Consider the following 25,777-nt stretch of genomic DNA (forward strand, 5'->3'; position numbering starts at 1 on the left):
AACGACGCTGGAAAGGAAGGAAACACCGTGCACACCGTCTCAACGACGACCGGCAAGCGGTATCTCACCGCCGCGCTGGGCCTCTTCACCCTCGTACTCGCCCTCGTCTTCTCCCCTCTGGCGGCCCCCGCCCCCGCTTCGGCGGCCGGCGACGGGCCGTGCGACATCTACGCGGCGGGCGGAACGCCCTGCGTCGCGGCGTACAGCCCGGCGCGCGCCCTCTACGCCTCGTACAACGGCCCGCTCTACCAGGTGAAGCGCGCCTCCGACGGCGCCACCAGGAACATCGGCGTGCTCTCGGCAGGCGGATACGCCGACGCGACGCAGCAGGACACCTTCTGCTCCGGCACGACCTGCGTCATCCCGATCGTGTACGACCAGTCCCCCAACCACAACGACCTCACGCCCGCCCCGGCCGGCGAGCAGGGAGCGGCCAACGCCCCGGCGGACGCCGGCGCGCTGCCCATCACGGTCGCCGGGACGAAGGCATACGGCCTCTACCTTCCCCCGGGGGTCGCATACCGCCGGTCGAGCACGGTGACCATCGGCACGGCACGCGGCGCGAGCCCGGAGTCGATGTACATGGTCGCCAGCGGAACGAACGTCAACAGCGCGTGCTGCTCCGACTTCGGGAACGTCGAGACCGACACCGTCGACACCGGCGCAGGGCACATGGACACGCTCAACCTCTCCACCCTCGGCGCGAACGGAGCCACCGGGCACGGCCCGTGGGTGCAGGCCGACCTCGAAGAGGGCGTCTTCCAAGGCAAGACCGCGGTGTGGACGCCCAACCAGGGCAACGCCTCCAAATTCGTCACCGCCGTGCTCAAGAACAACGGCGTCGACACCTTCGCGCTCAAGGGAGGCAACGCGCAGTCCGGCGGGCTCTCCACCTGGTACAACGGCGCCCTGCCGGACGGCACAGACCGGTTCGGCAGCACCTGGAAGCCGATGAAGCTCGAAGGCTCGATCGGGCTGGGAGCCGGCGGCGACAACTCCAACCGCGGCACGCAGTCCTTCTTCGAGGGCGTGATGACCAGCGGATACGCGACGGACGCCACCGAGAACGCCGTGCAGACGAACATCGTCGCCCAGAACTACCAGGGCGTGAGCACGGGCGGCGGTCCGGGGAGGACCATCGTCGGGCCCGGCGGGAAATGCGTCGACGTGGCAGGGGACGACGTCGGGGGCAACCTCGCCACGGTGCAGCTGTGGGACTGCAAGACCCTCGCCGCCGATCAGCACTGGGTCGGCAGCGCGCTGCGTGAGGGAACGCTCAACACGCTCGGCCGCTGCCTCGACGTCGACGGCAACGTGACGACCCTCGGAACGGGCGTCGAGCTCTACGACTGCAACGGTGCTGGCGGCCAGCAGTGGATCCCGCAGGCCGACGGCTCGATCAAGAACCCCGCATCCGGTCTCTGCCTGGATGCGCCGAACGGCAACACGGCCAACGGCACGCCGCTGAGGATCTGGACCTGCAACGGCGCCGCCGCGCAGAAGTTCACCGTCTCGACCCCGATCCTCTACCCCGTGGCCGGCGCCGCGTCGAAGTGCGTCGACGTCGCCGGCGACGACGTGAACGGCAACGGAGGGGTCGTGCAGCTCTGGACCTGCCAGAACGTGGTCACCGGCGCACCGGGCGGCCGGGCGGAGGCGCGCGACCAGCAGTGGACGTACAACCCCGCCGACCAGAGCGTGCGGACCATCGGCCGCTGCCTCGACATCGACGGCAACTCCACGGTGATGGGCACCGGCGTCGAACTGTACGACTGCAACAACGTCGGCGGCCAGCACTGGGTGCCGCAGGCAAACGGGGCTCTGCTGAACCCCGCATCCGGATACTGCCTCGACTCCCCGAACGGCGCGACCGCCAACGGGACGGCGCTGCGGATCTGGGTGTGCAACGGGGCTCCAGCCCAGCGGTTCGTCCTGAACTGAGCGGCGGTGGGTGGCCTGGACGCGATGCGCATCCGGGCCACCCACTAGCCCGCCGGAGCCGCGCGCGTACGATGACCCGACATGAACACAACCGGATGGATCATCCTGATCGTCGTCGTGGTGGTGGTGATCGCGATCATCGTCGTGATCGCCATGACAGCGGGACGGCGACGGAAGCAGGAACTCGACCGGCACCGGGCGGAGGAGCTCCGGGTCGCCGCCCGCGACGACGACCTCGCCGCGCGCGAACGGGAGGCCAAGGCGTCCCAGGCCGAGGCGGACGCGAAGCAGGCGGAGGTCGAAGCCGAACGGCGACGCCGCGATGCCGAGGCGCACGCCGCCGAGGCGCGCGACGCCCGCGCATCGGTCGACGAGAAGCTGTCGAAGGCCGACGCGGTCGACCCCGACGTGCGCACGGACAGGAACGGTGCGAGGACCGTGGACGCCGACCGGACCGTGGAGGCCGACCGGACAACGGCAGCCGACCGGGCCGTCGACGACGACCGCCGCGAGCCCCGCCACAGCGAGCCGCGGATGAACATGGGCGGCAGCGACGGCACGACGAGCACACCGCCGCCCCCGCCGCCGACGCGCTGACCGGCGAACGTCAGCGCGACGCTTCGAGCACGGTCGCCGCTCTGCCGATCAACCCGTACTGCGTCGCCTTCGCGATGGCGTCGCGGCGATTGGCGACGTCCAGCTTGCGGTAGATGTGGGCCATATGCGTCTTCACGGTGTTCACCGAGATCACGAACCTCGCCGCCAACTCGGTGTTGGTCAGCCGGGTGGGCAGCAGGGCGATCAGCTCCAGCTCGCGACCGGTGAACGCTCCGGCCGGTTCGAGCTCGCCGGACGCATCCGGATGGTCGCCGGCTGCAGCGAGCACGGCGAGGCAGGTGGGGTGGAACAGCCCGTCGGCCAGGTGCTCCACGCGCCGGACGACCACCGTGCCGGCCTGGAGGAAGACCCGGACGAGCCCGTGCCTGTCCGCGATGTCCATCGCCTCGGACAGCAGGCCGTCGGCCCTGTCGTCCAGCCCGACAGCCGCCGAGCACCACGACTCGAGGATGAGCGCCCTGGCCTTGCCGAGTGGTTCGGCAGCATCCGGCAGGTCGGAGAGATGCCGTACGAACTCCCTGGCCGCATCCGGATGCCCGAGGGCGAGCTCGGCCGCCGCATCCTCGAACACCACGGACGTGGTGGTCACGCCTGAGCGGTCCGAGAGTCTCCTCGCACCGTCCGGCGCCCCGCTCAGCCGGAGCGACCTGCTCTGCCTGGCCAGGAGGCGGTCGGCGACGACCGGCGGCGCCGGACCCGTCGGCGGCCCGGGGAGCCTGTCGTTCTCCGCCAGGTCGACCACGTCGCAGATCGCCGCGTATGCGACCCAGGAGAGCTGGCGGCGACCGGTCGCCGCGATGCGGGCGAACCCCTCGCGGTATTCGGCCTTCGCACGGCCGGGCTCCACACGCTCGATCGCGGTCAACGCGAGTGCGAGGTGCGCCTCCGCCGTGCACGGATGCCGCCAGTTGTTCGTCTCGCGGGCGAGGGCGAGAGCGTCCTCTGCGTAGCGGTCGGCGATGCCGGTGCGGCCGCACCACGCACTCAGCAGGGCGAGCGAGCCGAGCACCGCGATGCGCCAGACGGAGTGCCCTGCGCCGTCCGTCGCGAGAGCCGCGGTGAGCCAGTGGCGGGCCTGGGCGAAGTTCCCGACGAGGAAGTGGGCGCGGCCGAGCGAGAGCATGGCGATCGTGGTCATGGCGTCGACGCCGGGAAGCCTGCTCGGCCTCTGCACGTCCCCGACCCGCTCGATGGATGCCAGGGCCTGCTCCGCGCAGGCGATGGCCACCTCCGGCCGGTGCCCCCAGTGCACCAGCGCGGAGAGGAACGTCTGTGCGCAGGCCCGCTCGAACAGCGTGCTCTCCGGCCGGTCGGCGATGGCGCGCAGGCGGTTCTCCGCCAGACCGGCGTCCCCGCTCATCCCGGTGAGGATGCCCAGCAGCAGTTGCACATCCACCCGCTCGGCGAGCACGTCGGCGGGCAGCGCCCCCAGCCAGCGCGCGAGGGAGCCGACGTCCGCCGCCTCGATCGCCTCGACCGCCGAGTCGAGGATGACGTCGATCGCGCTCTCCCAGTCGTGCGCCCTGAGCAGGTACTCGACCGCGATGCCCTCGTCGCCGTGAGCACGGTGCCACGCGGCGGCGCCCTGCAGGATCCGGGCCTCCGTGCCCGGCGCCTCCGACCGCATCCGGTAGCGGAGCAGGTCGCGGAACAGCTGGTGGAACCGGAACCACTCGCGGGAGTCGCGCAGCGGCACGAGGAAGAGGGACTGGCGTTCGAGCCTGCCCATGAGGTCGGAGCTGCGCTCGCCCAGGCCGAGGTCGGTGAGCAGTTCGGCGCTGAAATAGTCGAGAGCGCACAGCTCGAACAGCGTCTCGCGGTCGCCGGGAGGCAGCGCGCCGAGCACTTCTCCCGTGAGGTAGTCGGCGACGAGCCGGTCCGAGCCGCCGAACTCGGCGATGAACTGGGTGGAGTCCCGGCGGAGCCGCAGGGTCATCGCGGCCATCTGGATGCCGGCCACCCACCCCTCCGTCCTGTCCAGCAGGGTCGCGACGCTCGCTCTGTCGAGTTCGCGCCCGGTGATCGCGGCCACCAGCTGCGCTGACTCGTCGTACGACATCGCGAACGCGGCCTGCCGCAGCTCGGGGACCTCGTAGCGCAGCCGAACGCCCGTCCACGCCACGGGAGAGTCGGAGCGGCTGGTGATCAGCAGGTGGATGTTGGGCGGCAGCAGCGCGACCGCCTCGCCCAGCTCGGCCAGCAGCGCCGGCTCGCTCAGGTGGTGCAGGTCTTCGAGGACGATCACGATCTGCGCCGTCGCGCTGAGCTTCGGGACGAGCGCCGTGACGAACCCGCGGCCGAACGGGGTCCCGGCACCCAGGACGATGGAGGCGATGTCGCCGCACGCCGGGCTGCTCTCGACCAGCGCGTCGATGAGGTGAGCGCCGAAGACGGTGGCGTCCCCGTCGGCCCCGACCACGTCCATCCAGGCGAAACAGACCTCGGGATGCGACTCGACCCACTGACTCACCAGCACCGATTTGCCCGAGCCCGCCTGGGCGACCAGCAGAGTCAGCGGGTGTTCGAGGGCGACATCGAGTTCATGCAGCAGCTGCGGTCTGTCCACAGCGTATGTCGGTACGTATCGGCCTGCGAGCATGTCGCCGCCCTCCTGGGGATCCTCTCAGTGTGGCACGCGGCGCTGCTCCCGGCCAGCGCAGGCATCACCCTCCGAGGATGATGACGCGAACGCCGGACGCGCGGACCATGAGGGGAACGTGACGATTCCGGCCGACGCCCGTTGGGAGGGTCAGCGGTGCACACCGAGGTTTTCGAGATCGTGGTGAAAGGCACACTGAGCCTTCCGCTGATCGAAGCGCTGGAAGGATTCACGGTCACCCGTGTCGAGGACGGCAACACGTACCTGCTCGGGGAGGTCCCCGACCAGGCACGGCTCCAGGGCGTGCTCGCGATGCTGGCCGACCTGACGGTGGAACTGATCTCGGTGAACAGGGTGGATCAGGTGTGAGAAGAAAAGGAGCGAGTAGACGGCCGATCTCATCCCCCGGGGGTGATGCCGCCCGAACCGTGCCCCACTACTTTCGGCACCATCAGTTCGCTCGAACTGCGGTCATCGGAGGAATCCATGTCACACATCGACCCGGCAGCGGTCAGCACTCCGGCAACGCACTCCATCGACATCACGGCGGCCCTGCAGAGCGCCGCGCCCGTCCAGCGGCCCACGAACGGCCCGGAAGCCAGAGGAGCGGCAGCATGACGACGGCCGACCGGAGCATGAACAGCTCCTGGGGCGTCTTCGCCTCGGTCGTGGTGCTGCTGTCCGGCCTGTTCAGCGTGCTCCAGGGCATCGTCGCGATCTTCGCGCCCGACCCGTACTACGTGGTCTCGCACGGGACGCTGTTCCTGCTCGACATCTCCGGATGGGGATGGTGGAACCTCATCATCGGCATCCTCATCGTCCTCACCGCCGGCGGCCTGTTCGCCGGTCAGACGTGGGCGCGGATCGTCGCCATCATCCTGGCCGTGCTGAGCGCGCTCGGCCAGCTGGTGCTCATCCCGGCCCAGCCGTGGTGGTCGGCGATCGTCATCGCAATGGACGTGCTCATCATCTACGCCGTGACAACCCACGGCGGTCGCCAGCACACGGAGGCATGATCATGAACTTCTGGGATTTCGTGGTGTATTCGTTCTGGATCTTCGTCTGGATCTCGTACCTGATGGTGCTCTTCTCGATCATCGCCGACATCTTCCGCGACCACGAGCTGAACGGCTGGCTGAAGGCGATCTGGATCATCTTCCTGGTCTTCGTGCCGTTCATCACCGCGCTGGTCTACCTCATCGCGCGCGGACCGAGCATGGCCCGCAGGAAGATGGCCGAGGTCCAGAGTGCGCAGGGGGAGACCGACGCGTACATCCGCACCGTCGCCTCCACGTCGTCGCCCGCCGATGAGATCGCGAAGGCGAAGACGTTGCTCGACAACGGGACAATCAGCCAGGCGGAGTTCGACTCGCTGAAGGCTCGCCTGCTCGCGGCTTAGGCCGCGTTCGGGCTGTATGGCACGCGCAGCGTCGCCGCGAACCGCTCGAACAGCGACGCATCGCCCTCGAGCTGCACGACGCCGGTCGCGACGGCTGTCGGCGCGTCCAGTTCGCCCGCCATCACATCCCGGATCTGCGGGCCGGCCGTGATCACGAGGTCCGGCTGCTCCGCCGGGCCCTGACCGACCCGGATGGCGCCGTCGCGCATGACGACGTGCGCCTCGATGTCGCCGACGCGCACCGTGTACGCGCTGTCCCAGTCCTGCGGGACGACGCCGTCCCCTGCCGCCACCCGCAGTGCGGCCGTGATGGATGCGGTGGTGACGATCTCCCCTTCGCGCGGGGTCCGCATCCCTGCCGCTCCCCAGCGGGACAGGGCATCCAGCACCGGGCGCAGCTCGTCGCCGCGCGGCGTGAGCTCGTAGACGACGGAACGCTCAGCCCCCGACGGCGCCACGCGGGCGACGATCCCCTCGTCCTCCAGGTCTTTCAGCCGGGAGGCCAGGGTGTTGGTCGGGATGCCCGGGAGGCCGCTCGCCAGGTCGGAGTATCGGCGGGCCCCCACGCTGAGGTCGCGCAGGATGAGCAGCGTCCAGCGCTGGCCGACGATCTCCGCCGCGCGCGCCAGACCGCAGAACTGCCCGTAGTGCTGGTTCGTCATGAATGTCACTCTACCACTTGACTTCATTAATTGCAGTGTGCTTTATTTTTTGCAGCACATCAATCAAGGGAGTTTGACATGACCGACACCATCGACCGGGCGGAGGCGACCACATCGTCGGCCACCGCTCCGCTGGCCGCCGCCTCACTGGCCTCCGCTCCACTGGCCGCCCGCAACCGCACAGTGCTCGCCCTCCTCCTCGCCGCCGTCTTCGTCGTGTTCCTGAACGAGACGATGATGGGTGTCGCCCTTCCGCGCATCCAGGAATCCCTGCACATCGACGCGACGCAGGGGCAGTGGCTGACCACCGCGTTCGCACTCACGATGGCCGTGGTCATCCCGATCACCGGCTGGCTGATGCAGCGGCTCGACACCCGTCCCGTCTTCACGGTCGCGATGTCGAGCTTCGCACTCGGCACACTGGTCGCCGCCCTCTCCCCCGCCTTCGAGCTGCTCGTGGTCGGTCGCGTCATCCAGGCGGTCGGCACCGCGATCATGATGCCGCTGATGATGACCACGGTGATGACGGTCGTGCAGGCCGACGACCGCGGACGGATCATGGGGCGCGTCTCGATCGTGATGTCGGTGGCGCCCGCCGTCGGTCCCATCGTCTCCGGCGCCCTCATCCAGGTGCTGCCGTGGCAGGGACTGTTCTGGGTGATGCTGCCCATCGCGCTGGTCATGCTCGCCATCGGCGTTCGAAAGGTGCCGAACGTCTCCGAGACCAGGAAGGTGCCCCTGGATGTGCTGTCGGTGATCCTGTCCGCCGTCGCGTTCTCCGCCCTGGTGTTCGGACTCAGCCAGATCGGCGCGGCAGCCGTCGGCGGGGCGGCGGTGCAGCCCTGGATCCCGGTCGCCGTCGGCCTTGTGACGCTCGGCTTCTTCGGCTGGCGGCAGCTCGTGCTGCAGCGCACGGACTCGGCCCTGCTCGACCTGCGCACGTTCCTCTCGCGCGACTTCGAGGTCTCCGTCTCGATGATGACCGCAGCGATGGTCGCCCTGTTCGGCGCGTTCATCGTGCTCCCCCAGTTCGCCAGGTACACGCTCGGCCTCGAACCGCTCTGGATCGGCGCGATCCTGCTCCCGGGCGGCCTCCTGATGGGCCTCGCCGGCCCGACCGTCGGCCGCCTCTACGACCGCTTCGGCCCGCGCCCGCTGGTCATCCCCGGCTCCATCGGCCTGGCCGTCGCGCTGTGGACCCTCGCCTTCGGACTCGGCGAAGGCTCATCCTGGGTCGTGCTCCTCGGCGCCCACATCGTGCTGATGCTGTCGCTCGCGTTCCTCTTCACCCCCGCGTTCAGCGCATCCCTCGGCTCGCTCCCTCCCCGCCTCTACTCGCACGGCAGCGCAACCATCGCCACCCTGCAGCAGGTCGCGGGAGCCGCGGGGACCGCGATCTTCGTCGCCCTCTACGCCACAGGAGTCGCCTCCACGGCGAACGCCGACCCCGACCTGCCGTCGCCCGCCGCCGCTGCCGCCGGATCGCACCTCGCGTTCCTCGCCGGAGCCATCCTGTCGCTCGGGGTGATCGTGCTCGCCCTGTTCGTCCGGAAGCCCGCCAGCGCGGAACAGCAGGCTGACTGACGGCCGTTCAGTCGTTCGTCACCGGCAGCGTGACACGTAAGTCGTCCTTTTCGCCGAACGCGGCGTCGGCGGGCGGGTCGGACTCACCCTGCCAGAAGTTCCACCGGTAGCCCCACGGGTCGACGATGGTGAAGGTGAGCGGCCCGTACGGTTGTTTCTGGACGGCGCTGATCGGAGCATTGCCGTCGGCCGCTGCGACGCGTGCCCGATAGGCGTCGATGTCATCGACATGCACGATGAGCAAAGCGCCGGCGCCCTCGCCGATACGCGGCGGCCGGCCCGAGACCGAGATACGGCTCTCCCCGACGAGGATGTCGGCCTCTTTGGTGGACGGCCCGCCCAGGCGCCAACGCGTCGACGGCCCGAACTCGAGCACCCGCTCGAGCCAGTCGAGTGCTGCATCCGCGTCGTCGTAGTACAAGTAGGGAATCACTTCACCGAAGGCCATGGCATGCCCCTCTCGTCGCACCGATCCAAGCAGCGAACGCGCCACACGGCAATACTCCGCTGCGCAGGAGCAGCAGCCGGAAGCAGACTGAGTTCAGCCCCGCCGCCGAGCGAAGGAGAAGACGACCATGACCGACCGTCCCGCCATCGAGGGCATCCTCGCCGCCAACCGCTACTGCGTGATCGGGAGCACGGACGCATCCGGTGCGCCGTGGGTCACCCCGGTGTTCTTCGCTCCGCTCGACGCCGACCGGATCTGCTGGGTGTCGTCACCGGATGCGCGGCACTCGCGCAACATCGCGAGCAGGGCGGCGGTGGCGATCACGGTGTTCGACTCCACGGTCGCCGTCGGCAGCGCGGAAGCGGCGTACTTCGACGCAGAGGCGTCCCCGGTGCCCGCCGATCAGGTCGCGGCCGCGCTGCTGGCGCTCAACCGGCGCCTGCCGGAGCAGAAGCAGCTGGAGCCGGCCGACCTCGAACCGGAGGGGCCGCTGGTGACGTATCAGGCGGTGGTGCGGCACCGGTACGTGCTGGTGCGCGGGGGCGACCCCGTGCACGGGAACACGCTGGACCTGTCGCTCGAGGTGTGAACGACGCCGTGAGGCCAGGAGCGTTCCCGCTCCTGGCCTCACCGGGTCACTGGCCGACCGAGCGGCGCTTGTTGTACACGTCGAACGCGACGGCGGCGAGCAGCACCAGGCCCTTGATGAGCAGCTGGTAGTCGCTGTCGACGCCGAGGATCGACATCCCGTTGTTGAGGACACCGATGATCAGACCACCGATGATCGCGCCAGGGACGGTGCCGATGCCGCCGGTGACCGCTGCGCCTCCGATGAACACGGCCGAGATGGCGTCCAGCTCGAAGCCGGTGCCCGCGCTCGGACTGGCCAGGTTGAGCCCCGCGGTGAACACGAGGCCCGCGATCGCCGAGATCACGCCCATGTTCACGAACAGCAGGAACGTCACGCGCTTGGTCTTGACACCGGACAGCTGGGCGGCGGCCAGGTTGCCGCCGATCGCGTAGATGTGGCGGCCGAACACCGAGCGGTTCATCACGGCCGTGTACCCGACCACGAGGGCGCCCAGGATGATCAGCACGATCGGCGTCCCGTTGTAGCTGGCGAGCAGCAGCGTGACGATCAGCACCAGCAGCACCAGGAAGACCACCTTGAGCACGAACCACCAGATCGGCTCGTCCTCGAGGTCGTACTTGCGGCGCACCAGACGCTGACGCACCGCGCTCGCGACGATCGCGATGGAGGCCAGCAGGCCCAGGATGAGCGTCAGCGGCTCGTACCCCGAGGTGCCGAAGGTGGGCAGGAAGCCGGAGCCGATCGCGCGGAACTCCTTCGGGAAGAACGAGATCTGCTGGTTGCCGAGGGCGATCTGCGCCGCACCGCGGAAGACGAGCATCCCGGCCAGCGTCACGATGAACGCCGGTATGCCGAAGTAGGCGATCCAGTAGCCCTGCCAGGCGCCGACGATGGCGCCGAGCACGAGGCAGAGCACCACCGCGAGCGGCCACGGAAGGTGCCACTCCGAGATCATCACACCGGCCATCGCGCCGATGAACGCCACGACACTGCCGACCGAGAGGTCGATGTGGCCCGCGATGATGACCATCACCATGCCGACCGCGAGGATCAGGATGTAGCTGTTCTGGACGATGAGGTTGGAGACGTTGATCGGTGCGAGCGTGATGCCCGCCGTGGTGATCTGGAAGAACAACACGATCACGATCAGGGCGATGAACAGGCCGATCTGGCGGAGCTGACCTGTCAGATAGTTGAGGGCCGTGCTGAGGGCTTTCATGCTGTGGTCTTCTCGCGTTCCTGGGTCATGAGTTGCATGAGGTATTCGGCGGTTGCCTTCTCGCGGGGGACATCCGCCGTGATGCGGCCCTCGCTCAGGGTGTAGATCCGGTCGCAGATGCCGAGAAGCTCCGGCAGCTCGGACGAGATGACGATGATGCCTTTGCCCGCGTCGGCCAGCCGGTCGATGATCGTGTAGATCTCGTACTTGGCTCCGACGTCGATGCCGCGGGTCGGCTCGTCGAGGATGAGCACATCCGGATCGGCGTACATCCACTTGGAGAGCACGACCTTCTGCTGGTTGCCGCCGGACAGCTTGCCCGTCAGGGTCGACACGCTCGGCGTCTTGATGTTCATGCTTTTGCGGTAGTCGTCCGCGACCGCGCGCTCCTTGAGCTCGTTGACGAACTTGAGCCAGTCGACCAGCTTGTCGAGCGCCGCGATCGAGATGTTGCGCTGGATGTTGTCGATCAGGTTGAGCCCGTACCGCTTGCGGTCCTCGGTGGAGTATGCGATCCCGTTGGCGATGGCCTTCGAGACCGTGCTCACCGAGATCGGCTCCCCGCGCTTGTAGACCTGGCCACTGATGTTGACGCCGTAGCTGCGCCCGAACACGCTCATCGCCAGCTCGGTGCGTCCGGCGCCCATGAGTCCGGCGATGCCGACGATCTCGCCGGCGCGGACCATCAGGTTGGCGCCGTCGACCACCTTCCTGGCGCGGTCGAGCGGGTGGTGCACCGTCCAGTCCTCGATGCGCAGCAGCTCCTCGCCGATGTGCGGGACGTGGTCGGGGAACCTGCTCGCGACGTCGCGGCCGACCATCCCCTTGATGATGCGGTTCTCGCTCGGGTCGTCGCTGCGCATGTCCAGCGTCTCGATGGTCTGGCCGTCGCGGATGATCGTCACCTTGTCCGCGATCGCTTTGATCTCGTTGAGCTTGTGACTGATGATGATCGACGTGATGCCGTGATCCTTCAGCTGCCGGATGAGGTCGAGCAGGTGGGCGGAATCGTCGTCGTTGAGCGCGGCGGTCGGCTCGTCCAGGATCAGGATGCGCACCTCCTTGGAGAGCGCCTTCGCGATCTCGACGAGCTGCTGCTTGCCGACCCCGATGTCCTTGATCTTGGTGATCGGGTTGTCGCGCAGGCCGACGCGTCGCAGCAGGTTGCCCGCTTCGACGTTGGTCTCGTTCCAGTCGATGAACCCGCCGCGCTGCCGCTCGTTGCCGAGGTAGATGTTCTCGGCGATCGAGAGGTACGGCGACAGTGCCAGCTCCTGGTGGATGATGACGATGCCTGCCGCTTCGGAGTCGTTGATCGACTTGAACTCGACCGGCTCTCCGTTCAGGAGGATCTCACCGTCGAAGGTGCCGTGCGGGTACACGCCGGACAGCACCTTCATCAGCGTCGATTTGCCTGCGCCGTTCTCACCGCAGATCGCGTGGACGGTACCTTCCTCGATGGAGATCGAGACATCCTGGAGGGCTTTCACCCCCGGGAAGGTTTTCGAGATGCCCCGCATCTCGAGGATCGTGTCGGACATGGTCTCCCTTGTTTCTTCGCGAGAGGGTGGGCGCGGCTGTGGCGCCGCGCCCACCCCTGTTCATGCCCTGCGGGCTACTTCAGGTCGGATTCCTTGTAGTAACCGCTGTCGACGAGGACCTTCTGGTAGTTGTCCTTGGTCACGACGACCGGCTGGAAGAGGTAGCTCGGCACGACCTTGGTCTTGTTGTCGTAGCTCTTCGTGTCGTTGACCTCGGGCTTCTTGCCGGTGAGGATGTCGTTCGCCATCTTCGCGGCCTCGTTGGCGAGCTGGCGGGTGTCCTTGTAGATCGTCGAGTACTGGGTTCCCGCGATGATCTGCTTGACGCTCGCCACCTCGGCGTCCTGCCCGGTGATGATCGGGAGTTTCTTGCCGCCCGATCCGTAGCCCGCGCCTTCCAGCGCGCTCAGGATGCCGTCGGAGAGTCCGTCGTACGGGGACAGCACGCCCTGCACGGCCGCTCCACCGGAGTACGACTTCGCGACGAGGTCCTGCATCCTGGCCTTGGCGGTCGCCGGGTCCCAGCGCAGGATGGCGACCTGGTTGAACGCGGTCTGGCCGCTGCCGACCTTCAGGGTGCCGTCGGCGATGTACGGCTTGAGGGTGTCCATCGCGCCGTTGTAGAAGAACGTGGCGTTGTTGTCGTCGGGGCTTCCGGCGAACACCTCGATGTTGAACGGTCCCTTGGCGCCGGTCTTCTTGCCGTCGGCGTCGAGCACACCCAGACCGGTGAGCAGCGAGTTGGCCTGGTAGACGCCGACCTTGTAGTTGTCGAACGACACGTAGTAGTCGACGTTCTTGTCGCCGGTGAGGAGGCGGTCGTACGAGATCACCTTGATGCCGGCCTTGGCTGCCGCATCCAGCTGGTCGGTGAGCGAACCACCGTCGATGGATGCGATGATCAGGACCTTCGCACCCTTGGTGATCATCGTGTTGACCTGCTGCACCTGGGTCGGGATGTCGTTGTTGGCGTACTCGAGATCGACCTTGTATCCGTTCTTCTCGAGGTCGCTCTTCACCGCGTTGCCGTCGGCGATCCAGCGCTCGGACACCTTGGTCGGCATGGCGACGCCGACCAGGGCGCCCTTGTTGTCGCTGCTTCCTGCGTCGCCTCCGGTCCCCGGCCGGCCGCCGGAGCAGGCGGCCAGCATGACGGCGACGCCGATGGCGACGGCCCCGATCGCAATTCTCTTCAATCTCACTGTGATTCCCTTCGAGCAAGGTGGTGGCCCGGGCGCCCGTCGCGCGCGGTGTCCAGCAGGACCGGGGCGGTCAGCGTTGGGGAGAGGTGAAGCTCAGCGGCGTCATGGAGCAAATCGCTTCCTCGCAATCCGTCGTCCATCTGTGCGACTCCCTCGTCATCCGCTAGGTTGGTCCCAAATATGTGACCGGTCCCAGAACGGTAAGACGTTATGCCCCTTCTCCCCCAGGCGTCAAGCACCCCGACGCAATTCGCTCACGATCCGTGTGGTCGCGCGAACAGCAGGACAGCATCCGCGCCCCCTAAGATCAGCAGCACACCGCGTGTGCAGACGGTCGCGTCGCACCGCCAGAACCCGGAGCGCGCATGACGGACAAAGTCGACGACGACTCTTCGCGCCCGCTGTCCATCCGCGACATCGCGCGGCTCGCCGGCGTCTCCCGGCAGACGGTCTCCCGGGTGCTCAACGGCGAGCGCTACATCAAGCCGTCCACCGAGGCGCAGGTGCGCAAAGTCATCGACGACCTCGCCTGGCGGCCGAACAGCGCCGCCCGCGCGCTCGCCACCTCCCGGTTCACGACCATCGGCGTCGTGGTCACGGCGCGTTCGCACTACGGGCCGTTCAGCGCGGCGGCCGCCGTCGACCAGGCCGCCAGGGCCCGCGGCTACGCCATCGTCTCTGCCACGCTCGCCCGCGAGGACGAGCAGAGCCTCGCGGCGGCGCTCGACACGTTCCTCGCCCATGGCGTGGACGGCGTGGTGATGATCGCCCCGCAGCAGCGCGCCCACGAAGCCCTGCAGCGCGTCTCCATCCGGGTGCCGTTCATCAGCCTGCAGTGGCGGGATGCCCCCGGCGAACGCGTGGTGGCCTTCGACCAGCGGGAGGGCGCCCGCCTCGCCACCCGCCACCTGCTCGAACTGGGCCACTCGCGCATCCTGCACCTGGCCGGTCCGCAGGACTGGAACGAGGCGGAGGAGAGGATGCACGGCTTCCTCGAAGAGATGTCGGCCTGGGACATCGCACCTCCACCGCCCGCCCTCGGCGACTGGACCTCCGACCTCGGCTACGACGTCGGCCTCAAGCTGCTGCGCCCGCGCGACTACACGGCGGTGTTCGCCTCCAACGACCAGATGGCCCTCGGCCTCATCCACGCCGCCGCCGACCTCGGCCTCTCTGTCCCCGGCGATCTGAGCGTGGTCGGCTTCGACGACATCCCGGAGGCCAAACACTTCAGCCCGCCGCTCACCACCGTCCGCCAGGACTTCAGCCTCCTCGGCGCGGTCGCGATCGACCTCCTGCTCGCCGAGATCGAAGGCACGAGCCCGCCGGACCGTCCGGAGTTCCCGGTGCCGGAGCTGATCGTGCGCGGGAGCACGGCGCCGCCGGGGCGGTAGGTGGGCGGCCGCACAGTGCCTGCCCCTCCTTCGTCGTGCGCGCGGTCAGCCGCAGAGATTCGTAGCGAACTCGTGGAGCGCCTCCGCGCTGGCCTCCCAGCTGAAGCGCCGGCTGGACAGGTCGGAGATCGGCTCCGCATCCAGGTCGTGCATCGCCCGCGCCATCGCGGCAGCGTCGCGCGGCGGTGCGTAGAGCGCGTCGCCGCCGCACGCCCACCGCAGAGCAGGGATGTCCGAGGCCAGGAGGCGCCCGCCCGCCGCGAGCGCCTCCACCGCCGGGAGCCCGAACCCTTCATCGAGACTGAGCAGCAGCACCCGGCCGGCGGCCGCGTACAGGGCAGCCAGGGTCACATCGTCGACGTAGCCCAACTGCCGGATGTCCGGTGCCTCGCGCACCGGGTCGGTTCCGGCGAAGACGTGCGCGGCCTGTCCACCGACGAGCACGAGCGGATGTCCGAGGCGCCACTCCTCCGGCAGGGAGCGGTACGCCTGGATGATCGTCCGAAGGTTCTTCCGCGGGTCGGTGCTCGCCACCGCGAGGAGGAAGGTTCCCGGCACCAGACCGAAGCGCTCGGAGACCGCGCCGGGCGCACCATCGGGGACGGAACGGAAAACGTCGGCCGCAGCGTTCGGAACGATCCGGATGGGCGTGCCAGGACCGACGAGCTCGCGCACTCTCTCGGCTGTCGGCTCGGACACCGCCACGATCCCGCGAGCGGATCGCAGCTGCGCGCGGAGGATCGGAGCGTGCGTCCAGCCGTATTTCCTGCTGTACCACTCCGGGTGATCCAGGACGAACAGGTCGTGCACCACGAGGATCTGTCGTGACGACCAGATCGGTCCCCTGCTGGTCAGGGTGACCAGGAGGTCGTCGCGCCGAAGCCTCGCCGAGACGCTCTGCGACCAGAGCCACGCGGAGACGGGATGCCGCTGGGCACGGGAGGAGGGGGCGAGCTCCCTCCACGGAAGTCGAGCAGCGAGTTCGGACGCGTACCGCTGCTGACCGGTGACGACCTGCCCGCGGAAAGCGCCGTTGACGATGACCGACACGGTCACCCTCGAATCGCGAGCATCGTGGGGCGCTGGAGATGGCCGGTGAACCGGCCGAGCCGCGTCGCCAGCTTCAGCGCTGAACCGAACGGGAGTTGGACGACCGCCGCTGCGACACCGCCGGCCTCCCGCACGAGGTCCCGGACGGTCCACCGGGCGCCGGCGTTCGCGTGACGCTTCAAGAGTTCCGGGTCGCTTGCGGCATCGGCGCGCCCCTGCAGGAAGAGAGCGGCGAACGTCTCGCGACGACGACAGTGGATGATCGCATCCGGCGCGAAGCCGAGTCGGCGACCAGCCGCGATGGCGCGCCAGGAGAAGTCGACGTCCTCACTCCGAGGCAACGCCTCGTCGAAGCCGCCGAGCTCGTCGAGCGCCTCCCGTGTCACGCCGAGGTTTCCGCTCGGGACGAAGGAGAGATGCGAGAACTTCGACGGTAGCCCGGTGACAGCGATGCGCCCCCAGCTGCCCAGCCGAGGCGGGTTCAGTCGATCGAACTCCAGCATTCCGCCCACGATGTCCGCGTCTCCGAGCCCGTCGACCATCGCGGTGACCCATCCGGGGCTCGCCACGTCGTCGGCGTCGCAGAACAGGATCAGCTCACCGGACGCTGCGCGCCACCCGGCGTTTCTGGCATGGCTCGGCCCCGCGACGGCCGACGAGTCGATCACGCGAAGCTCGACCCCGCGCGGCAGCCGGAGGTCGCTCAGCCCGGGAACCGGGCCGGCATTGCAGCTGAGGACGAGCTCGAACCTGTGCTGTCCGGCTTGCGCGCTGAGGGCATCCAGTTGCGCCGGCAGGTGCTCGATGTTCGGCCCCACCGGCACTACGACACTGATCGTGCGACGCGTCATCATGCGGACGTCGGGCTCATCCACGCGCGGATCGCCTCCTCGAAGCGAGCGGTGTCGAACGTCCTGGCGTGAGCGCGGGCAGCGTCCGAGTTCAGACCGGCGGCCTCCGCCACGGCCTGCCTGAGCAGGCTCCTGTCGTCGAAATCGCGCACGGCCACCCCGGTGACCCCGTCGACGACCGACTCGGAGGTGCCCCCGATCGCGTTGATCACCACCGGGGTTCCGAGAGCCATCGCCTCCACCGGCATGATCCCGAAGTCTTCGATGGCGGGGAAGACGTAGACGGAGGCCCGCTGCATGAGCGCCGCGAGCAGGGCATCGGAGGGGGCGCGAACGAACTGGGTCGGGACTCCCGACTGCTGGGCGCGGGCGCGCAGGCGGTGCTCCTCCGGCCCGGAGCCGGCGATCACCACCGGAGTATTCGAGGCCCGACCTGCCTCGATCACGAGATCGAGGCGCTTGTAGCTCACGAATCGCGAGGCGCCGAGCACGTATTCGGCGGGCAGCGCGTCGAGAATGCGCTGCTCCGACCCGTTCAGCCTCGAACGCCAATCGGTGGTCGCCTGCAGTCGCGCGACGTCGACGGGAGGGTGGGTGACGGTCGCATCCGTGCCCCAGCTGTCCTGGATGCGCGTGCGAACGAAGTTGCTGTTCGCCGCGATGTTGACGTTCGCCCGTGCACGCCGGACGTCCAGGGGCTTGAAGAGCGGAGCAGTGGCCCGCACCAGGGGGCTGCGCCCGCGCTGATCGAGGTCGGGCGACCAGATATAGCGTGCCGGGGTGTGCACGTAGACGAACTTCCGTTCGGCCGGAACGGTGGAGATCTTGGCGTGGTGGGCGAACAGGTGGGAGCTGACGAGCGCCCAGTCGTACTCGACCCTCCCGCGCATCCTGCGCCAGACGAAGGGCATCGCCGGCATCGCCAGGGCCTTGTTGCGGCGCAACGGCGTTCGCGACAGCGCGCTCTCGGCGACCCGGCGACCGGGGAACCGCTCTGGCGCATCGTTCCAGAGGCAGAACAGGTCTGCCGATGGATACATGTCGGCGAACGAGTCGAGTACCCGCTCGGCACCTCCGACGCGCTCGATCCACTCGTGCGCGATGAGGCCTGTCATGCGTCCCGCCGGCGGAGAGGGTCGCCAGACAGCGTGAAGAGAGTGCCGGTAGTGGCGTACATGAAAGCCTTCGTGATGCTTGCCCGACGGGTGGGCAAATGTGTAAGACATCACTACGTTAGTGATCAGACTTTACGCTTTCAACGCTTTGATTATGTATCGTTTTAGTATTCTGAAACGTTAGTCAGAGGTCAGTTCGGCAGCACTCACTGCACCGAAATCTGCCGCGCGCATCCGCAGCAACTCCTTGGTTGGAAGGCAGCCGGCCATCCACAGCCTGATGGCGTCAGCGGACCGGTCGAGCGCGTCTCCGAGGCGCTGGACGCTGGCACCGATCCGTGCCGACCGCTCCGAATCCAGGCTCTGCCGAAGCTCGGCGGCCAGCCGGTCCCCGGACACGCCGGGCTTGATCGCCGCACGCACGCCGGCCACGCTCAACCAGAAATCGTCACACTTGCTCGCGTACGCCAACGGCACGGCGGGGACTCCGGCGGCAACTGCCGCCACGACGCCGTGCAACCGCTCGGACACCATCAATCGACAGCGTGCGATCTCCGTCATCATGGCTCGAACATCGCCGTCGAAGCCGACGACTCGGGTGTCGGCGCCGAGAAGGTCTCGAAGTGCGTCCGTCACCGGCCTGTCGGCCGACGTCACCTCGAAGACGGTGACGGTCGCGCCGAGCTCGGTGGCGACACCGCGGACAGTTCGCGCGACCTCCGCCACGTCGAAGCGGCTCGTGCCCTCCGAGCCCAGGCAGAGGCCCACCGTGTTCAGCGGGCTGGACGTGACGTCGACGTGCCGAGGATAGAGCAGAGCCGGGTCACCCAGGACTGCGGTGGGCTCCCACTGGTCAGAGCACTCGAGGGCGGTCAGCGGGCCACGCACGCCGAAGAGAGCCACGTCGGGTTCGCGCTTCCAGGCCGCCCAATCGTGCGGCTGCCGACTCAGCAGGAAGCGATCCCCGCGCTCGGCGGCTCCCGCACCGGGCACGAGCGTTCCCGACGCACCGAACATCCGGCGAGCCAGCCGCGTATGCTCCGCCCACGTGCGAAAGCCGATGGTCGTGCCGCCGCCGAGCAGCACGAGTCGCTCACGCCCGGCAAGTCGCGTGCGCGCTCGAGCGTACTTCCCCGCTTCTTTCACGAGGTACCGGCCGAGGGTGAGCGGCGCCGTGACCTCCAGGCGATCGTGGAGAGCTGCACGCCACGAGTCATAGAGGAGCTCGTCTCCGAAGTTGTCGTTCCCTTGCCAGCCCAGGTAGATCAGGGATCGTCGGCCGTTGCTCATCGTGCATCCTCCGGTGTGGTGGTTTCGTCGTGCGTGCGCAGCGCGGTGAAGAGCCCGGCGACGGACCGCCGGGCAGGGCGGAGTGACGCGACGGTCAGCGCCCAGGCGACCAGCCCCGCCGACACCGTGCCGAGGAGGGCGAGTATCCCGGTGCCTGGCACGGCGCTGTCCGCGGCGAGCGCCGCAGCTCCCACAGTGATACTGGCGATCACGCCGGGAAGAAAGGGGACGAGGAGGTCGCCCGCTCTGGCGCACCCACTTCGATGGCAGGCGACCACCACGGCTGCCGCGGTGAGGAAGGCGGAGGCCACGACGCCGATCGCGATCCCGACCGTTCCGAATGGCGCGCCCACGGCGATCAGTGCGATCGTCCCCGCCGCCGTGCCGAGGGTGACGCGGGACTGCAGGCGCACGAGCCCGCAGGAGACGAGCACCCACGATGAGAGGAAGATCACCACGTTCGCCGCGCCCGCTATCGCCAGGATGCGGAAATACACGGAGGAACCGGCCCAGGCCGGACCGAAGAGCAGCAGGATGACCCGGTCGGCCACGGCGGCCAACCCCACGAGGGCAGGGAGGACGCTCAGCCCGACGAGCGATGCCATCGAGCGGAGAGCCCGCCGGAATCGCTCAGGATTCGACCGCAACCGGCTCAGCGCGGGCAGCGCGACCCGCTGGAGTGGTGCGGCGATCTGGGACACGGGAAGAGCGACGAGCTGGGTCGCCTGCGCATACAGCCCGGTGGCCGCCGGCCCAGCAACAACCGAGACGGTCACGCGGTCGGCGTTCTGAGCGACGAATCGGAGCAGCTGCGTGACCCCGGAGTGTCCGGCGAACACGAGGTCCGCGCGCAGCTGCGACAACGTCGCCGGGCGTCCTGGTTGCCAGCGACCCATGATCGCGAGGGTTGCCGCCAGGACACCGGCGGTGACGATCGCCTGGAGAACGAGGGCGTTCTCGGCCGCGCCGCCCGCCGCCGCCACGATCGCCGTCGCACAACCGACCACCGCGGCGAGCACGTCAGCCAGCGCAAGGCGCCGGAACGCGTGCCGACGGCCGAGCACAGCGGCCGGAATCGTCGCGACGCCGGCCAGCACGGGCACAGAACCGAGGAGCACCAGTGACAGTCCGGGAGCTCCGGTCGCCCACCACAGCACGAGGGAGGTGACGGAGCCGCCCACCATCCCGACGGCGATCGCGACGATATGCAGCGCACTGGTGACCGCGTTGTCGAAGCCTCCGCGCTGAATGACGACATTCGCGAGTCCAGAGGTCCGAATCACCTCGGCGAGTGTCGTGAACACGAGAACGATAGCGGCGAATCCGTACGCGGCCGGGCCCAGCGCTCTCGCGACGACGATGACCGTCACGAACTGCAGCAGGAAACGTCCCCAACTCGCCAGAGCAGTGACCATCCCGCCCCTGGCGGTCGTGCTGCGCAATGGAGTCTGCCCATCTGGGGTCATGGATTGCACACCCCAGTCGAAGTCATCACCCACTCAATATGTCATAGTTTAGCCTGTGCGCGAAGAGAGGAGGTCGGCGTGACGCTGCTCGGTGCCCTGTTCGTGCTGGCCGCTGTCGTGGCTTTCCTCTGCCGGCCGTCGTTCCTCGTCTACGTCCTGGCGGCATCCGCCGCCTTCCCTGCATCGGCCGCCGTCGTGGTCGCCGGCAACGCGTTGACACCGTTCGCCCTTCTCGGCCTGCTGGCCGCCGTGACGCTTCTCTTCGATCGTCGCCGGATACGCGCAGGCCGCGGACGGTCGATGCTCCTGGTGTTCGTGCTCTGGTCGCTGGTCGTCACCATCGTCGGGCCGAAGCTCTTCGCCGGAATGGCCGTCCTGTCACCGCGCGACGGCATCGACAACGCCGTCGTGGCGCCGGCACGCCTGGCCTTCAGCGTCTCCTCGCTCGCGCAGGCGGTCTACGTGCTGGTCGGCGCGCTGGTGGTGCTCTTCCTGGCCAGGTCGGGCGCGAGATCCACGGTGGCTGCCGTGCCGCTGGCGATCGGCACCGGCCTCTCCGCCCTGAGTGCCGTATTCTCGATGGCCGGAATCGCCTGGCCGCGCGAGTTCTTCGACACGAACCCCAACGTCCTGTACTCCGACACCTCCGACGGCGGGAGTTCGCGCCTGCGCGGCATCTTCAACGAGCCGTCCGAACTCGCCGGTTTCTCGCTCGGGGCCGCGGCCTTCTTCGCGGTCGCGGCCGCCCGATCCCGCGGCTGGGGCCGGGTGCTGTACGCCGGGTTCGGTGCCCTGGCCGTCGTCAATCTCGGCTTGTCGTCCTCGGGGACGGCCGCTGTCGGGGTCGTGGTGTTCGCGGCCTTCGCCGCCGTGGCCATCTTCGTGCACCTGATCAGAAGCAACGGCAGGAGCGTGCCGTACGTGCTCTTCGCGGTGATCGTCGGTGCTGCCGCCGCTGTCGCATTCGGGGCGCAGACCATCGGCTGGATCGACCAGATCGTCAACGGCAAGGTCGGAAGCGATTCCTATCTGACGCGCACCGCATCCGACCTCTTCTCCCTCCGCCTGGCAGCCGAGACCGGGGGCATCGGAGTGGGACTCGGTGTCAACCGCCCGTCGTCCTTGCTGACGATGCTCATCTCGAGCGTGGGAGTCATCGGCGTGGTGGCATTCGCGGCTTTCGCGTTCTCCGTGGCTCGCGGGGCTCTCGGGACGCCGGCCGCTCAGCCGGCGTTCTGGTCGCTGGTGGCCTTGCTGATCGCGAAGTCCGTCAGCCTCCCCGACCTCTCGACCCCGCTCCTGTGGCTGCTGCTCGGCGTGTGCGCGAGCGCGTCTTGGACGACCCAGCCCGTTCGCCCGGTCGACGCTTTCGAGCGTGGCCAACTGAAACCACTGAACCACTGAAGGACGCGATGGATCTCAAAGAGTATTTCCGAATTCTCCGTCGGCGCTGGCTCCTCATCCTGCTCGTCGTGCTCGCGGCGGCCGGTGCCGCTCAATCGGTCACGATGCTGACCACGCCCCGGTACGCCGCGACGTCCCAGCTCTTCGTCGCCGTCCACGGCAACGAGTCGGTGGGCGACCTGAACCAGGGCAACGCGTTCGCGCAGAGCCGCGTCGCCTCCTATGTCGCCCTGGCCACGAGCCCCACGATCCTGGATGCCGTCGCAGCGGAGACCGGGCTGCCCGCGGACGACCTGGCCACCTCGATCAGCGCCACGTCGCCCCCGAAGACCGTCCTGATCGAGATCCGCGCAGAGAGCTACAACGCGCGCCGCGCGGCACGAATCGCGAACGTCACGGCCGACCAGCTCGTGAAACTCGTCGGCGAACTGGAGGCGACGAACGATCACACGCAACAGCCGGTCAGTCTGCGGAAGGTTCACGATGCGGACGTTCCGCGCTCGCCCTTCGAGCCGAGCACCTTGCGCAACCTCGCGGCCGGCCTGCTCCTCGGGGCGGCAGGCGGAATCGGGGCGGCGCTGGTCGTCGATCGTCTCGACACCCGGCTGCGCGGTCGGCAAGCCGTGGAACAGGCAGCGGTCGCCAACGTCCTGGGAGCTATCACGACGGAGTCCGGCCAGCAGGACCTGCTGCTCCGGCCGAGTCAGAACTACTCGGCGCGCCACGAAGCGTTCCGCCAGTTGCGGACGCACCTCCAGTTCGCGAACGTCGACGGCGGCGTGCGCTCCGTGCTCGTCACCTCGTCGATTCCCGGCGAGGGAAAGAGCACGACGGCAGCCAACCTGGCGATCGTGCTCGGCGAGTCCGGCGTGCGGGTGCTGCTCGTCGACGCCGATCTCCGTCGCCCGGTCATCGCGAAGGCGTTCGGCCTCGAAGGCTCGGTCGGCCTGACCACCGTCTTGACCGGACGCATCCCCCTCGCAGACGCCGTCCAGCCTGTCGCCGGTTTCACGGGGCTCTCCGTGCTGACGGCGGGCATCCTGCCCCCGAACCCGAGCGAGATGCTGTCGTCTGCGGCGATGGAGCGCGCGCTGGGACAGATGCGCGAGCACTTCGAAGTCATCGTGGTCGACAGCCCGCCGCTCATCGATGTGTCGGATGCGGGTGCTCTCGCGACGCTCGTCAGCGGCGTCCTGCTCGTGGCCAGCGCCGATGGGCGGCTCCACAAGGATCAGCTGGCCCAGTCACTGGAGAATCTGCGCTTCGTCAACGCCAAGCTCTTCGGGCTCGTCCTCAACCGGCTCGACGCATCGCGAAGCAAGGCGGGCTACTACGGGTACCAGTCGAGCTCCGTCCCCGCGGGGCGTGACCGTTCGCGCAAAAGCCGGAGGGCGGGCAGGCTCGGAAGCGGGCAGGACACCCCCCGGCCGGAGCCGACCGCCCTCGACCCCAAGCGGAGGCGCTCATGACGGCTGCGCGCGTCGTCGTCGTGTGCACAGCGAACATCTGTCGCTCACCGTTCGCAGAGCTGGTCCTGCGGCGATGCCTGCACACGGCGCACGTCACGTCCATCGAGGTCGTCAGTGCAGGGACGGCGGCTCTCGTGGCCGCGCAGATCCATCCGCTCTCCGCCGCCGAGCTGACCCTGCGCGGCATCGACTCTGCATCGTTCGCTCCCCGGCAGGTGGATCGGCGAATCCTGTCGGAGAGCGACCTCGTTCTGACGATGACCAGAGCGCACCGCGGCGAATTGCTCGACCGCGAGCCGAGCGCTCTTCGCAGGACGTTCACTTTCCGGGAGTTCGCAACGCTGGTCGGGCATCCGTCTGCCGCCCAGGCCGACTCGTTCGCCGGCCTGGTGCGGGCCGCCTATCTCGCTCGATCGTCCCGCCCTGGCGCGGTCAACGGCGAGGAGGCCGATATCGCCGACCCGTACGGCGGGACGCGCGAAGCCTTCGCAGCGATGGCGGGCGCGATCGAACGGGACGCCCGCACGATCACGCACGCGCTCTCGCTGCTGTCAGAGCCACAGCCGTCTGCGCTCGGCGCTGCTGCGCAGCGCGTCGGCGCTGTCCAGCCGTTCTGCCAGGAGCCGGGCACTCTCCAGTGACCGCGTCCGCCGTCCGGCGGAGAGCCGTGAGAGCGTCAGCAGCAGGGCGGCCAGGCGGGCGCTGAGGCGATGGGAGAGTCGGAGAGGTGCCGTAGTCATGACTCACACGATCGACGTTTCCTACCCTGAGCGCGCTTGGATTGACCGTTATCGTCAATCGGTCGCAGGATCGCGCGTGGTTCTTGGGACAATCTCGGCATGAGCGTTTCGATCGACGTCAGCAGGATCGGCACGGAGGACTACCGGTTCTCCCCGTCCCCGCTCGCCGAGCTGGCGTCGGCGATCCACCTCCTCGTCGAGCCAGCCCACCATCCGGCCCAGCAGGGGTGGGTCGCTGCGGTGGCCGCATCCACGGAACCGCACCTCCTCGAACGGCTGATCGACGCCGACTTCCTCTGGCGCACCTCCCGCGCCGACATGTTCCTCCCCGCTCACCCCGGCACCGAGCTCGGCGACGAACTGGATGCGGTCGACGCGCTGGACGACGAACTCTGGGTGTCCGCAGCCCTGCTGACCAGCAGTTGCGGAACCCTCCCGCTCCACCGTGAGCTCGGCTCGCCGCTCGTGGATGCGCGAGCGCGCGAGGTGGCACGCGAACGAGCGCTCGCCAGAGGGCCGCGCCAGCTGGCGTTCGTCGACTTCGTGCTGTCCGACCCTCCGCGCGCCAGGGCGATGATGCGGCAGCTGCTCGAAGACTGCGACTCGGCGTTCTTCGGCGAGCTGTGGCGGCGCCTCCGGCCGGCGCTGGCCGCCGATGCGCGGGTCAAGCACGACCTGCTGGCGACCGCGGGCCTGCCGCGCATGCTGGAGGTGCTCTCTCCCGCGGTGACCACCGACAAAGCGGCGACGCGCATCGTGGTCGACAAGCTGCAGGATGCCTCCACCACGGCGGGCGAGGCTGGGATCACCTTCCTTCCGAGCGTGCTCGGCCACCCTCATCTGCTCGTGGTGCACGCCCCGAAGTGGTCGCCCGTCATCCAATATCCGGTGACCGCGGGCGATACGTCCGCGTCTACCACCGCCATCGACGTGATCGAGCAACGCCTGCACGCCCTCGACAACCCGATCAGGCTCCGGCTCGCCAGAAGCCTCATCCGCGGCCCGCACACCACGGCGGACCTCGCAGAGGCGTGGCACCTGAGCGCACCGGAGGTGTCCAGGCACCTGGCCATCCTGAGGGAGGCCGGGTTCATCACGTCGAGCAGACGCGGCCGCTACGTGGTGTACACGTTCGACGCGATCGTCGCCGCCCGGCTGGGGCAGGACATGATCGAGGCGCTGCTGCGGTGAGC

The 25,777-nt window shown here is 68.6% G+C and carries 24 protein-coding genes; 13 read left to right on the forward strand and 11 right to left on the reverse strand.

From position 1 onward, the window contains the following. Window positions 1-27: 27 nt before the first annotated feature. A complete protein-coding gene (locus AC1ROC_RS07365) occupies window positions 28-1,941 on the forward strand; it encodes an arabinofuranosidase catalytic domain-containing protein (protein ID WP_492999142.1) in 1,914 nt (637 codons plus the stop codon). A gap of 81 nt (window positions 1,942-2,022) precedes the next feature. Then, entirely contained in the window at window positions 2,023-2,538 is a 516-nt protein-coding gene (locus tag AC1ROC_RS07370; protein WP_492999144.1) for a hypothetical protein, read from the forward strand. A gap of 10 nt (window positions 2,539-2,548) precedes the next feature. Here AC1ROC_RS07370 and AC1ROC_RS07375 read toward each other — a convergent pair whose 3' ends face one another. Next, window positions 2,549-5,125 carry a winged helix-turn-helix domain-containing protein gene (locus AC1ROC_RS07375; protein WP_492999146.1) on the reverse strand — a complete coding sequence of 859 codons (2,577 nt, stop codon included), beginning with the start codon at window positions 5,123-5,125 and terminating at the stop codon, window positions 2,549-2,551. A 189-nt stretch (window positions 5,126-5,314) separates the two neighbouring features. Between AC1ROC_RS07375 and AC1ROC_RS07380 the strand changes: the two genes are divergently transcribed. The 4 genes from AC1ROC_RS07380 (at window position 5,315) to AC1ROC_RS07395 (ending at window position 6,557) form a co-directional block, all read left to right on the forward strand. Beyond that, entirely contained in the window at window positions 5,315-5,527 is a 213-nt protein-coding gene (locus tag AC1ROC_RS07380; RefSeq protein WP_085369043.1) for a DUF8691 family protein, read from the forward strand. Between the two features lie 117 nt (window positions 5,528-5,644). Further along, a complete protein-coding gene (locus tag AC1ROC_RS07385; protein ID WP_492999149.1) occupies window positions 5,645-5,776 on the forward strand; it encodes a hypothetical protein in 132 nt (43 codons plus the stop codon). After that, window positions 5,773-6,174 (forward strand): DUF7144 family membrane protein, encoded by a 402-nt coding sequence (locus tag AC1ROC_RS07390; protein ID WP_492999153.1) that lies wholly within the window; start codon window positions 5,773-5,775, stop codon window positions 6,172-6,174. Before AC1ROC_RS07385 ends, AC1ROC_RS07390 begins: the two co-directional genes overlap by 4 nt. Window positions 6,175-6,176: 2 nt before the next feature. Beyond that, a complete protein-coding gene (locus tag AC1ROC_RS07395) occupies window positions 6,177-6,557 on the forward strand; it encodes an SHOCT domain-containing protein (RefSeq protein ID WP_085369106.1) in 381 nt (126 codons plus the stop codon). Here the strand turns inward: AC1ROC_RS07395 and AC1ROC_RS07400 are convergent. Further along, entirely contained in the window at window positions 6,554-7,219 is a 666-nt protein-coding gene (locus AC1ROC_RS07400) for a winged helix-turn-helix transcriptional regulator (protein WP_492999155.1), read from the reverse strand. The two genes, AC1ROC_RS07395 and AC1ROC_RS07400, sit on opposite strands and share 4 nt — an antisense overlap. 78 nt (window positions 7,220-7,297) lie before the next feature. Between AC1ROC_RS07400 and AC1ROC_RS07405 the strand changes: the two genes are divergently transcribed. Continuing rightward, window positions 7,298-8,803, forward strand: coding sequence for a DHA2 family efflux MFS transporter permease subunit (locus tag AC1ROC_RS07405; protein WP_492999156.1), 1,506 nt, complete (start codon window positions 7,298-7,300; stop codon window positions 8,801-8,803). A gap of 7 nt (window positions 8,804-8,810) precedes the next feature. On the opposite strand, the gene AC1ROC_RS07410 is transcribed toward AC1ROC_RS07405, so the two are convergent. Further along, entirely contained in the window at window positions 8,811-9,251 is a 441-nt protein-coding gene (locus tag AC1ROC_RS07410) for a VOC family protein (protein WP_492999159.1), read from the reverse strand. Window positions 9,252-9,378: 127 nt separating this feature from the next. On the opposite strand from AC1ROC_RS07410, the gene AC1ROC_RS07415 reads away from it, so the two are divergent. After that, the gene (locus AC1ROC_RS07415; protein ID WP_492999161.1) at window positions 9,379-9,840 is read left to right on the forward strand and encodes a pyridoxamine 5'-phosphate oxidase family protein; all 462 of its coding nucleotides are present in this window, start codon (window positions 9,379-9,381) and stop codon (window positions 9,838-9,840) included. A gap of 46 nt (window positions 9,841-9,886) precedes the next feature. Here the strand turns inward: AC1ROC_RS07415 and mmsB are convergent, their stop codons facing one another. The 3 genes from mmsB to chvE all read right to left on the reverse strand — a co-directional run bounded on the left by mmsB (window position 9,887) and on the right by chvE (window position 13,805). Continuing rightward, window positions 9,887-11,062, reverse strand: a complete 1,176-nt coding sequence (mmsB, locus tag AC1ROC_RS07420; RefSeq protein ID WP_085369049.1) for a multiple monosaccharide ABC transporter permease — start codon at window positions 11,060-11,062, stop codon at window positions 9,887-9,889. After that, window positions 11,059-12,603 carry a multiple monosaccharide ABC transporter ATP-binding protein gene (mmsA, locus tag AC1ROC_RS07425; protein WP_492999163.1) on the reverse strand — a complete coding sequence of 515 codons (1,545 nt, stop codon included), beginning with the start codon at window positions 12,601-12,603 and terminating at the stop codon, window positions 11,059-11,061. The genes mmsB and mmsA overlap by 4 nt, the downstream gene beginning before the upstream one ends. 74 nt (window positions 12,604-12,677) lie before the next feature. Then, window positions 12,678-13,805: a multiple monosaccharide ABC transporter substrate-binding protein gene (gene chvE, locus AC1ROC_RS07430; protein WP_281727771.1), complete on the reverse strand. Its 1,128-nt coding sequence runs from the start codon at window positions 13,803-13,805 to the stop codon at window positions 12,678-12,680. Window positions 13,806-14,170: 365 nt separating this feature from the next. Between chvE and AC1ROC_RS07435 the strand changes: the two genes are divergently transcribed. Continuing rightward, a complete protein-coding gene (locus AC1ROC_RS07435) occupies window positions 14,171-15,199 on the forward strand; it encodes a LacI family DNA-binding transcriptional regulator (RefSeq protein ID WP_168690289.1) in 1,029 nt (342 codons plus the stop codon). 45 nt (window positions 15,200-15,244) lie between these two features. On the opposite strand, the gene AC1ROC_RS07440 is transcribed toward AC1ROC_RS07435, so the two are convergent. The 5 genes from AC1ROC_RS07440 to AC1ROC_RS07460 form a co-directional block, all read right to left on the reverse strand. Next, complete coding sequence (locus AC1ROC_RS07440; protein ID WP_492999166.1) at window positions 15,245-16,255, reverse strand: glycosyltransferase family 4 protein; 1,011 nt, start codon at window positions 16,253-16,255, stop codon at window positions 15,245-15,247. Further along, window positions 16,252-17,124: a glycosyltransferase family 2 protein gene (locus AC1ROC_RS07445; RefSeq protein ID WP_492999168.1), complete on the reverse strand. Its 873-nt coding sequence runs from the start codon at window positions 17,122-17,124 to the stop codon at window positions 16,252-16,254. The genes AC1ROC_RS07440 and AC1ROC_RS07445 overlap by 4 nt, the downstream gene beginning before the upstream one ends. Next, a complete protein-coding gene (locus tag AC1ROC_RS07450) occupies window positions 17,100-18,215 on the reverse strand; it encodes a glycosyltransferase (protein ID WP_492999170.1) in 1,116 nt (371 codons plus the stop codon). The genes AC1ROC_RS07445 and AC1ROC_RS07450 overlap by 25 nt, the downstream gene beginning before the upstream one ends. Before the next feature lie 180 nt (window positions 18,216-18,395). Next, a complete protein-coding gene (locus AC1ROC_RS07455) occupies window positions 18,396-19,505 on the reverse strand; it encodes a polysaccharide pyruvyl transferase family protein (protein WP_492999172.1) in 1,110 nt (369 codons plus the stop codon). After that, window positions 19,502-20,920, reverse strand: a complete 1,419-nt coding sequence (locus AC1ROC_RS07460; protein ID WP_492999174.1) for an oligosaccharide flippase family protein — start codon at window positions 20,918-20,920, stop codon at window positions 19,502-19,504. The genes AC1ROC_RS07455 and AC1ROC_RS07460 overlap by 4 nt, the downstream gene beginning before the upstream one ends. A gap of 129 nt (window positions 20,921-21,049) precedes the next feature. Between AC1ROC_RS07460 and AC1ROC_RS07465 the strand changes: the two genes are divergently transcribed. The 4 genes from AC1ROC_RS07465 to AC1ROC_RS07480 all read left to right on the forward strand — a co-directional run bounded on the left by AC1ROC_RS07465 (window position 21,050) and on the right by AC1ROC_RS07480 (window position 25,775). After that, window positions 21,050-22,375 carry a hypothetical protein gene (locus AC1ROC_RS07465; protein WP_492999176.1) on the forward strand — a complete coding sequence of 442 codons (1,326 nt, stop codon included), beginning with the start codon at window positions 21,050-21,052 and terminating at the stop codon, window positions 22,373-22,375. A gap of 8 nt (window positions 22,376-22,383) precedes the next feature. Then, window positions 22,384-23,844: a tyrosine-protein kinase domain-containing protein gene (locus tag AC1ROC_RS07470; RefSeq protein ID WP_492999178.1), complete on the forward strand. Its 1,461-nt coding sequence runs from the start codon at window positions 22,384-22,386 to the stop codon at window positions 23,842-23,844. Beyond that, window positions 23,841-24,485 (forward strand): arsenate reductase/protein-tyrosine-phosphatase family protein, encoded by a 645-nt coding sequence (locus AC1ROC_RS07475; protein WP_492999180.1) that lies wholly within the window; start codon window positions 23,841-23,843, stop codon window positions 24,483-24,485. Before AC1ROC_RS07470 ends, AC1ROC_RS07475 begins: the two co-directional genes overlap by 4 nt. 198 nt (window positions 24,486-24,683) lie before the next feature. After that, window positions 24,684-25,775, forward strand: coding sequence for a DUF5937 family protein (locus AC1ROC_RS07480; RefSeq protein ID WP_492999182.1), 1,092 nt, complete (start codon window positions 24,684-24,686; stop codon window positions 25,773-25,775). Window positions 25,776-25,777 lie beyond the last annotated feature (2 nt).

Source organism: Leifsonia sp. GW821-FHT13C05 (genome assembly GCF_058806515.1).

Bases quoted from the DNA above. Each gene is read 5' to 3' on its own strand.
- AC1ROC_RS07415 (WP_492999161.1), top strand. From the start codon at position 9,379: ATGACCGACCGTCCCGCCATCGAGGGCATCCTCGCCGCCAACCGCTAC.
- AC1ROC_RS07400 (WP_492999155.1), bottom strand. From the start codon at position 7,219: ATGACGAACCAGCACTACGGGCAGTTCTGCGGTCTGGCGCGCGCGGCG.
- AC1ROC_RS07385 (WP_492999149.1), top strand. From the start codon at position 5,645: ATGTCACACATCGACCCGGCAGCGGTCAGCACTCCGGCAACGCACTCC.
- AC1ROC_RS07410 (WP_492999159.1), bottom strand. From the start codon at position 9,251: ATGGCCTTCGGTGAAGTGATTCCCTACTTGTACTACGACGACGCGGAT.
- AC1ROC_RS07395 (WP_085369106.1), top strand. From the start codon at position 6,177: ATGAACTTCTGGGATTTCGTGGTGTATTCGTTCTGGATCTTCGTCTGG.
- mmsA (WP_492999163.1), bottom strand. From the start codon at position 12,603: ATGTCCGACACGATCCTCGAGATGCGGGGCATCTCGAAAACCTTCCCG.
- mmsB (WP_085369049.1), bottom strand. From the start codon at position 11,062: ATGAAAGCCCTCAGCACGGCCCTCAACTATCTGACAGGTCAGCTCCGC.
- AC1ROC_RS07455 (WP_492999172.1), bottom strand. From the start codon at position 19,505: ATGAGCAACGGCCGACGATCCCTGATCTACCTGGGCTGGCAAGGGAAC.
- AC1ROC_RS07460 (WP_492999174.1), bottom strand. From the start codon at position 20,920: ATGGTCACTGCTCTGGCGAGTTGGGGACGTTTCCTGCTGCAGTTCGTG.
- AC1ROC_RS07435 (WP_168690289.1), top strand. From the start codon at position 14,171: ATGACGGACAAAGTCGACGACGACTCTTCGCGCCCGCTGTCCATCCGC.
- AC1ROC_RS07480 (WP_492999182.1), top strand. From the start codon at position 24,684: ATGAGCGTTTCGATCGACGTCAGCAGGATCGGCACGGAGGACTACCGG.
- AC1ROC_RS07370 (WP_492999144.1), top strand. From the start codon at position 2,023: ATGAACACAACCGGATGGATCATCCTGATCGTCGTCGTGGTGGTGGTG.
- AC1ROC_RS07475 (WP_492999180.1), top strand. From the start codon at position 23,841: ATGACGGCTGCGCGCGTCGTCGTCGTGTGCACAGCGAACATCTGTCGC.
- AC1ROC_RS07450 (WP_492999170.1), bottom strand. From the start codon at position 18,215: ATGACAGGCCTCATCGCGCACGAGTGGATCGAGCGCGTCGGAGGTGCC.
- AC1ROC_RS07470 (WP_492999178.1), top strand. From the start codon at position 22,384: ATGGATCTCAAAGAGTATTTCCGAATTCTCCGTCGGCGCTGGCTCCTC.
- AC1ROC_RS07405 (WP_492999156.1), top strand. From the start codon at position 7,298: ATGACCGACACCATCGACCGGGCGGAGGCGACCACATCGTCGGCCACC.
- AC1ROC_RS07390 (WP_492999153.1), top strand. From the start codon at position 5,773: ATGACGACGGCCGACCGGAGCATGAACAGCTCCTGGGGCGTCTTCGCC.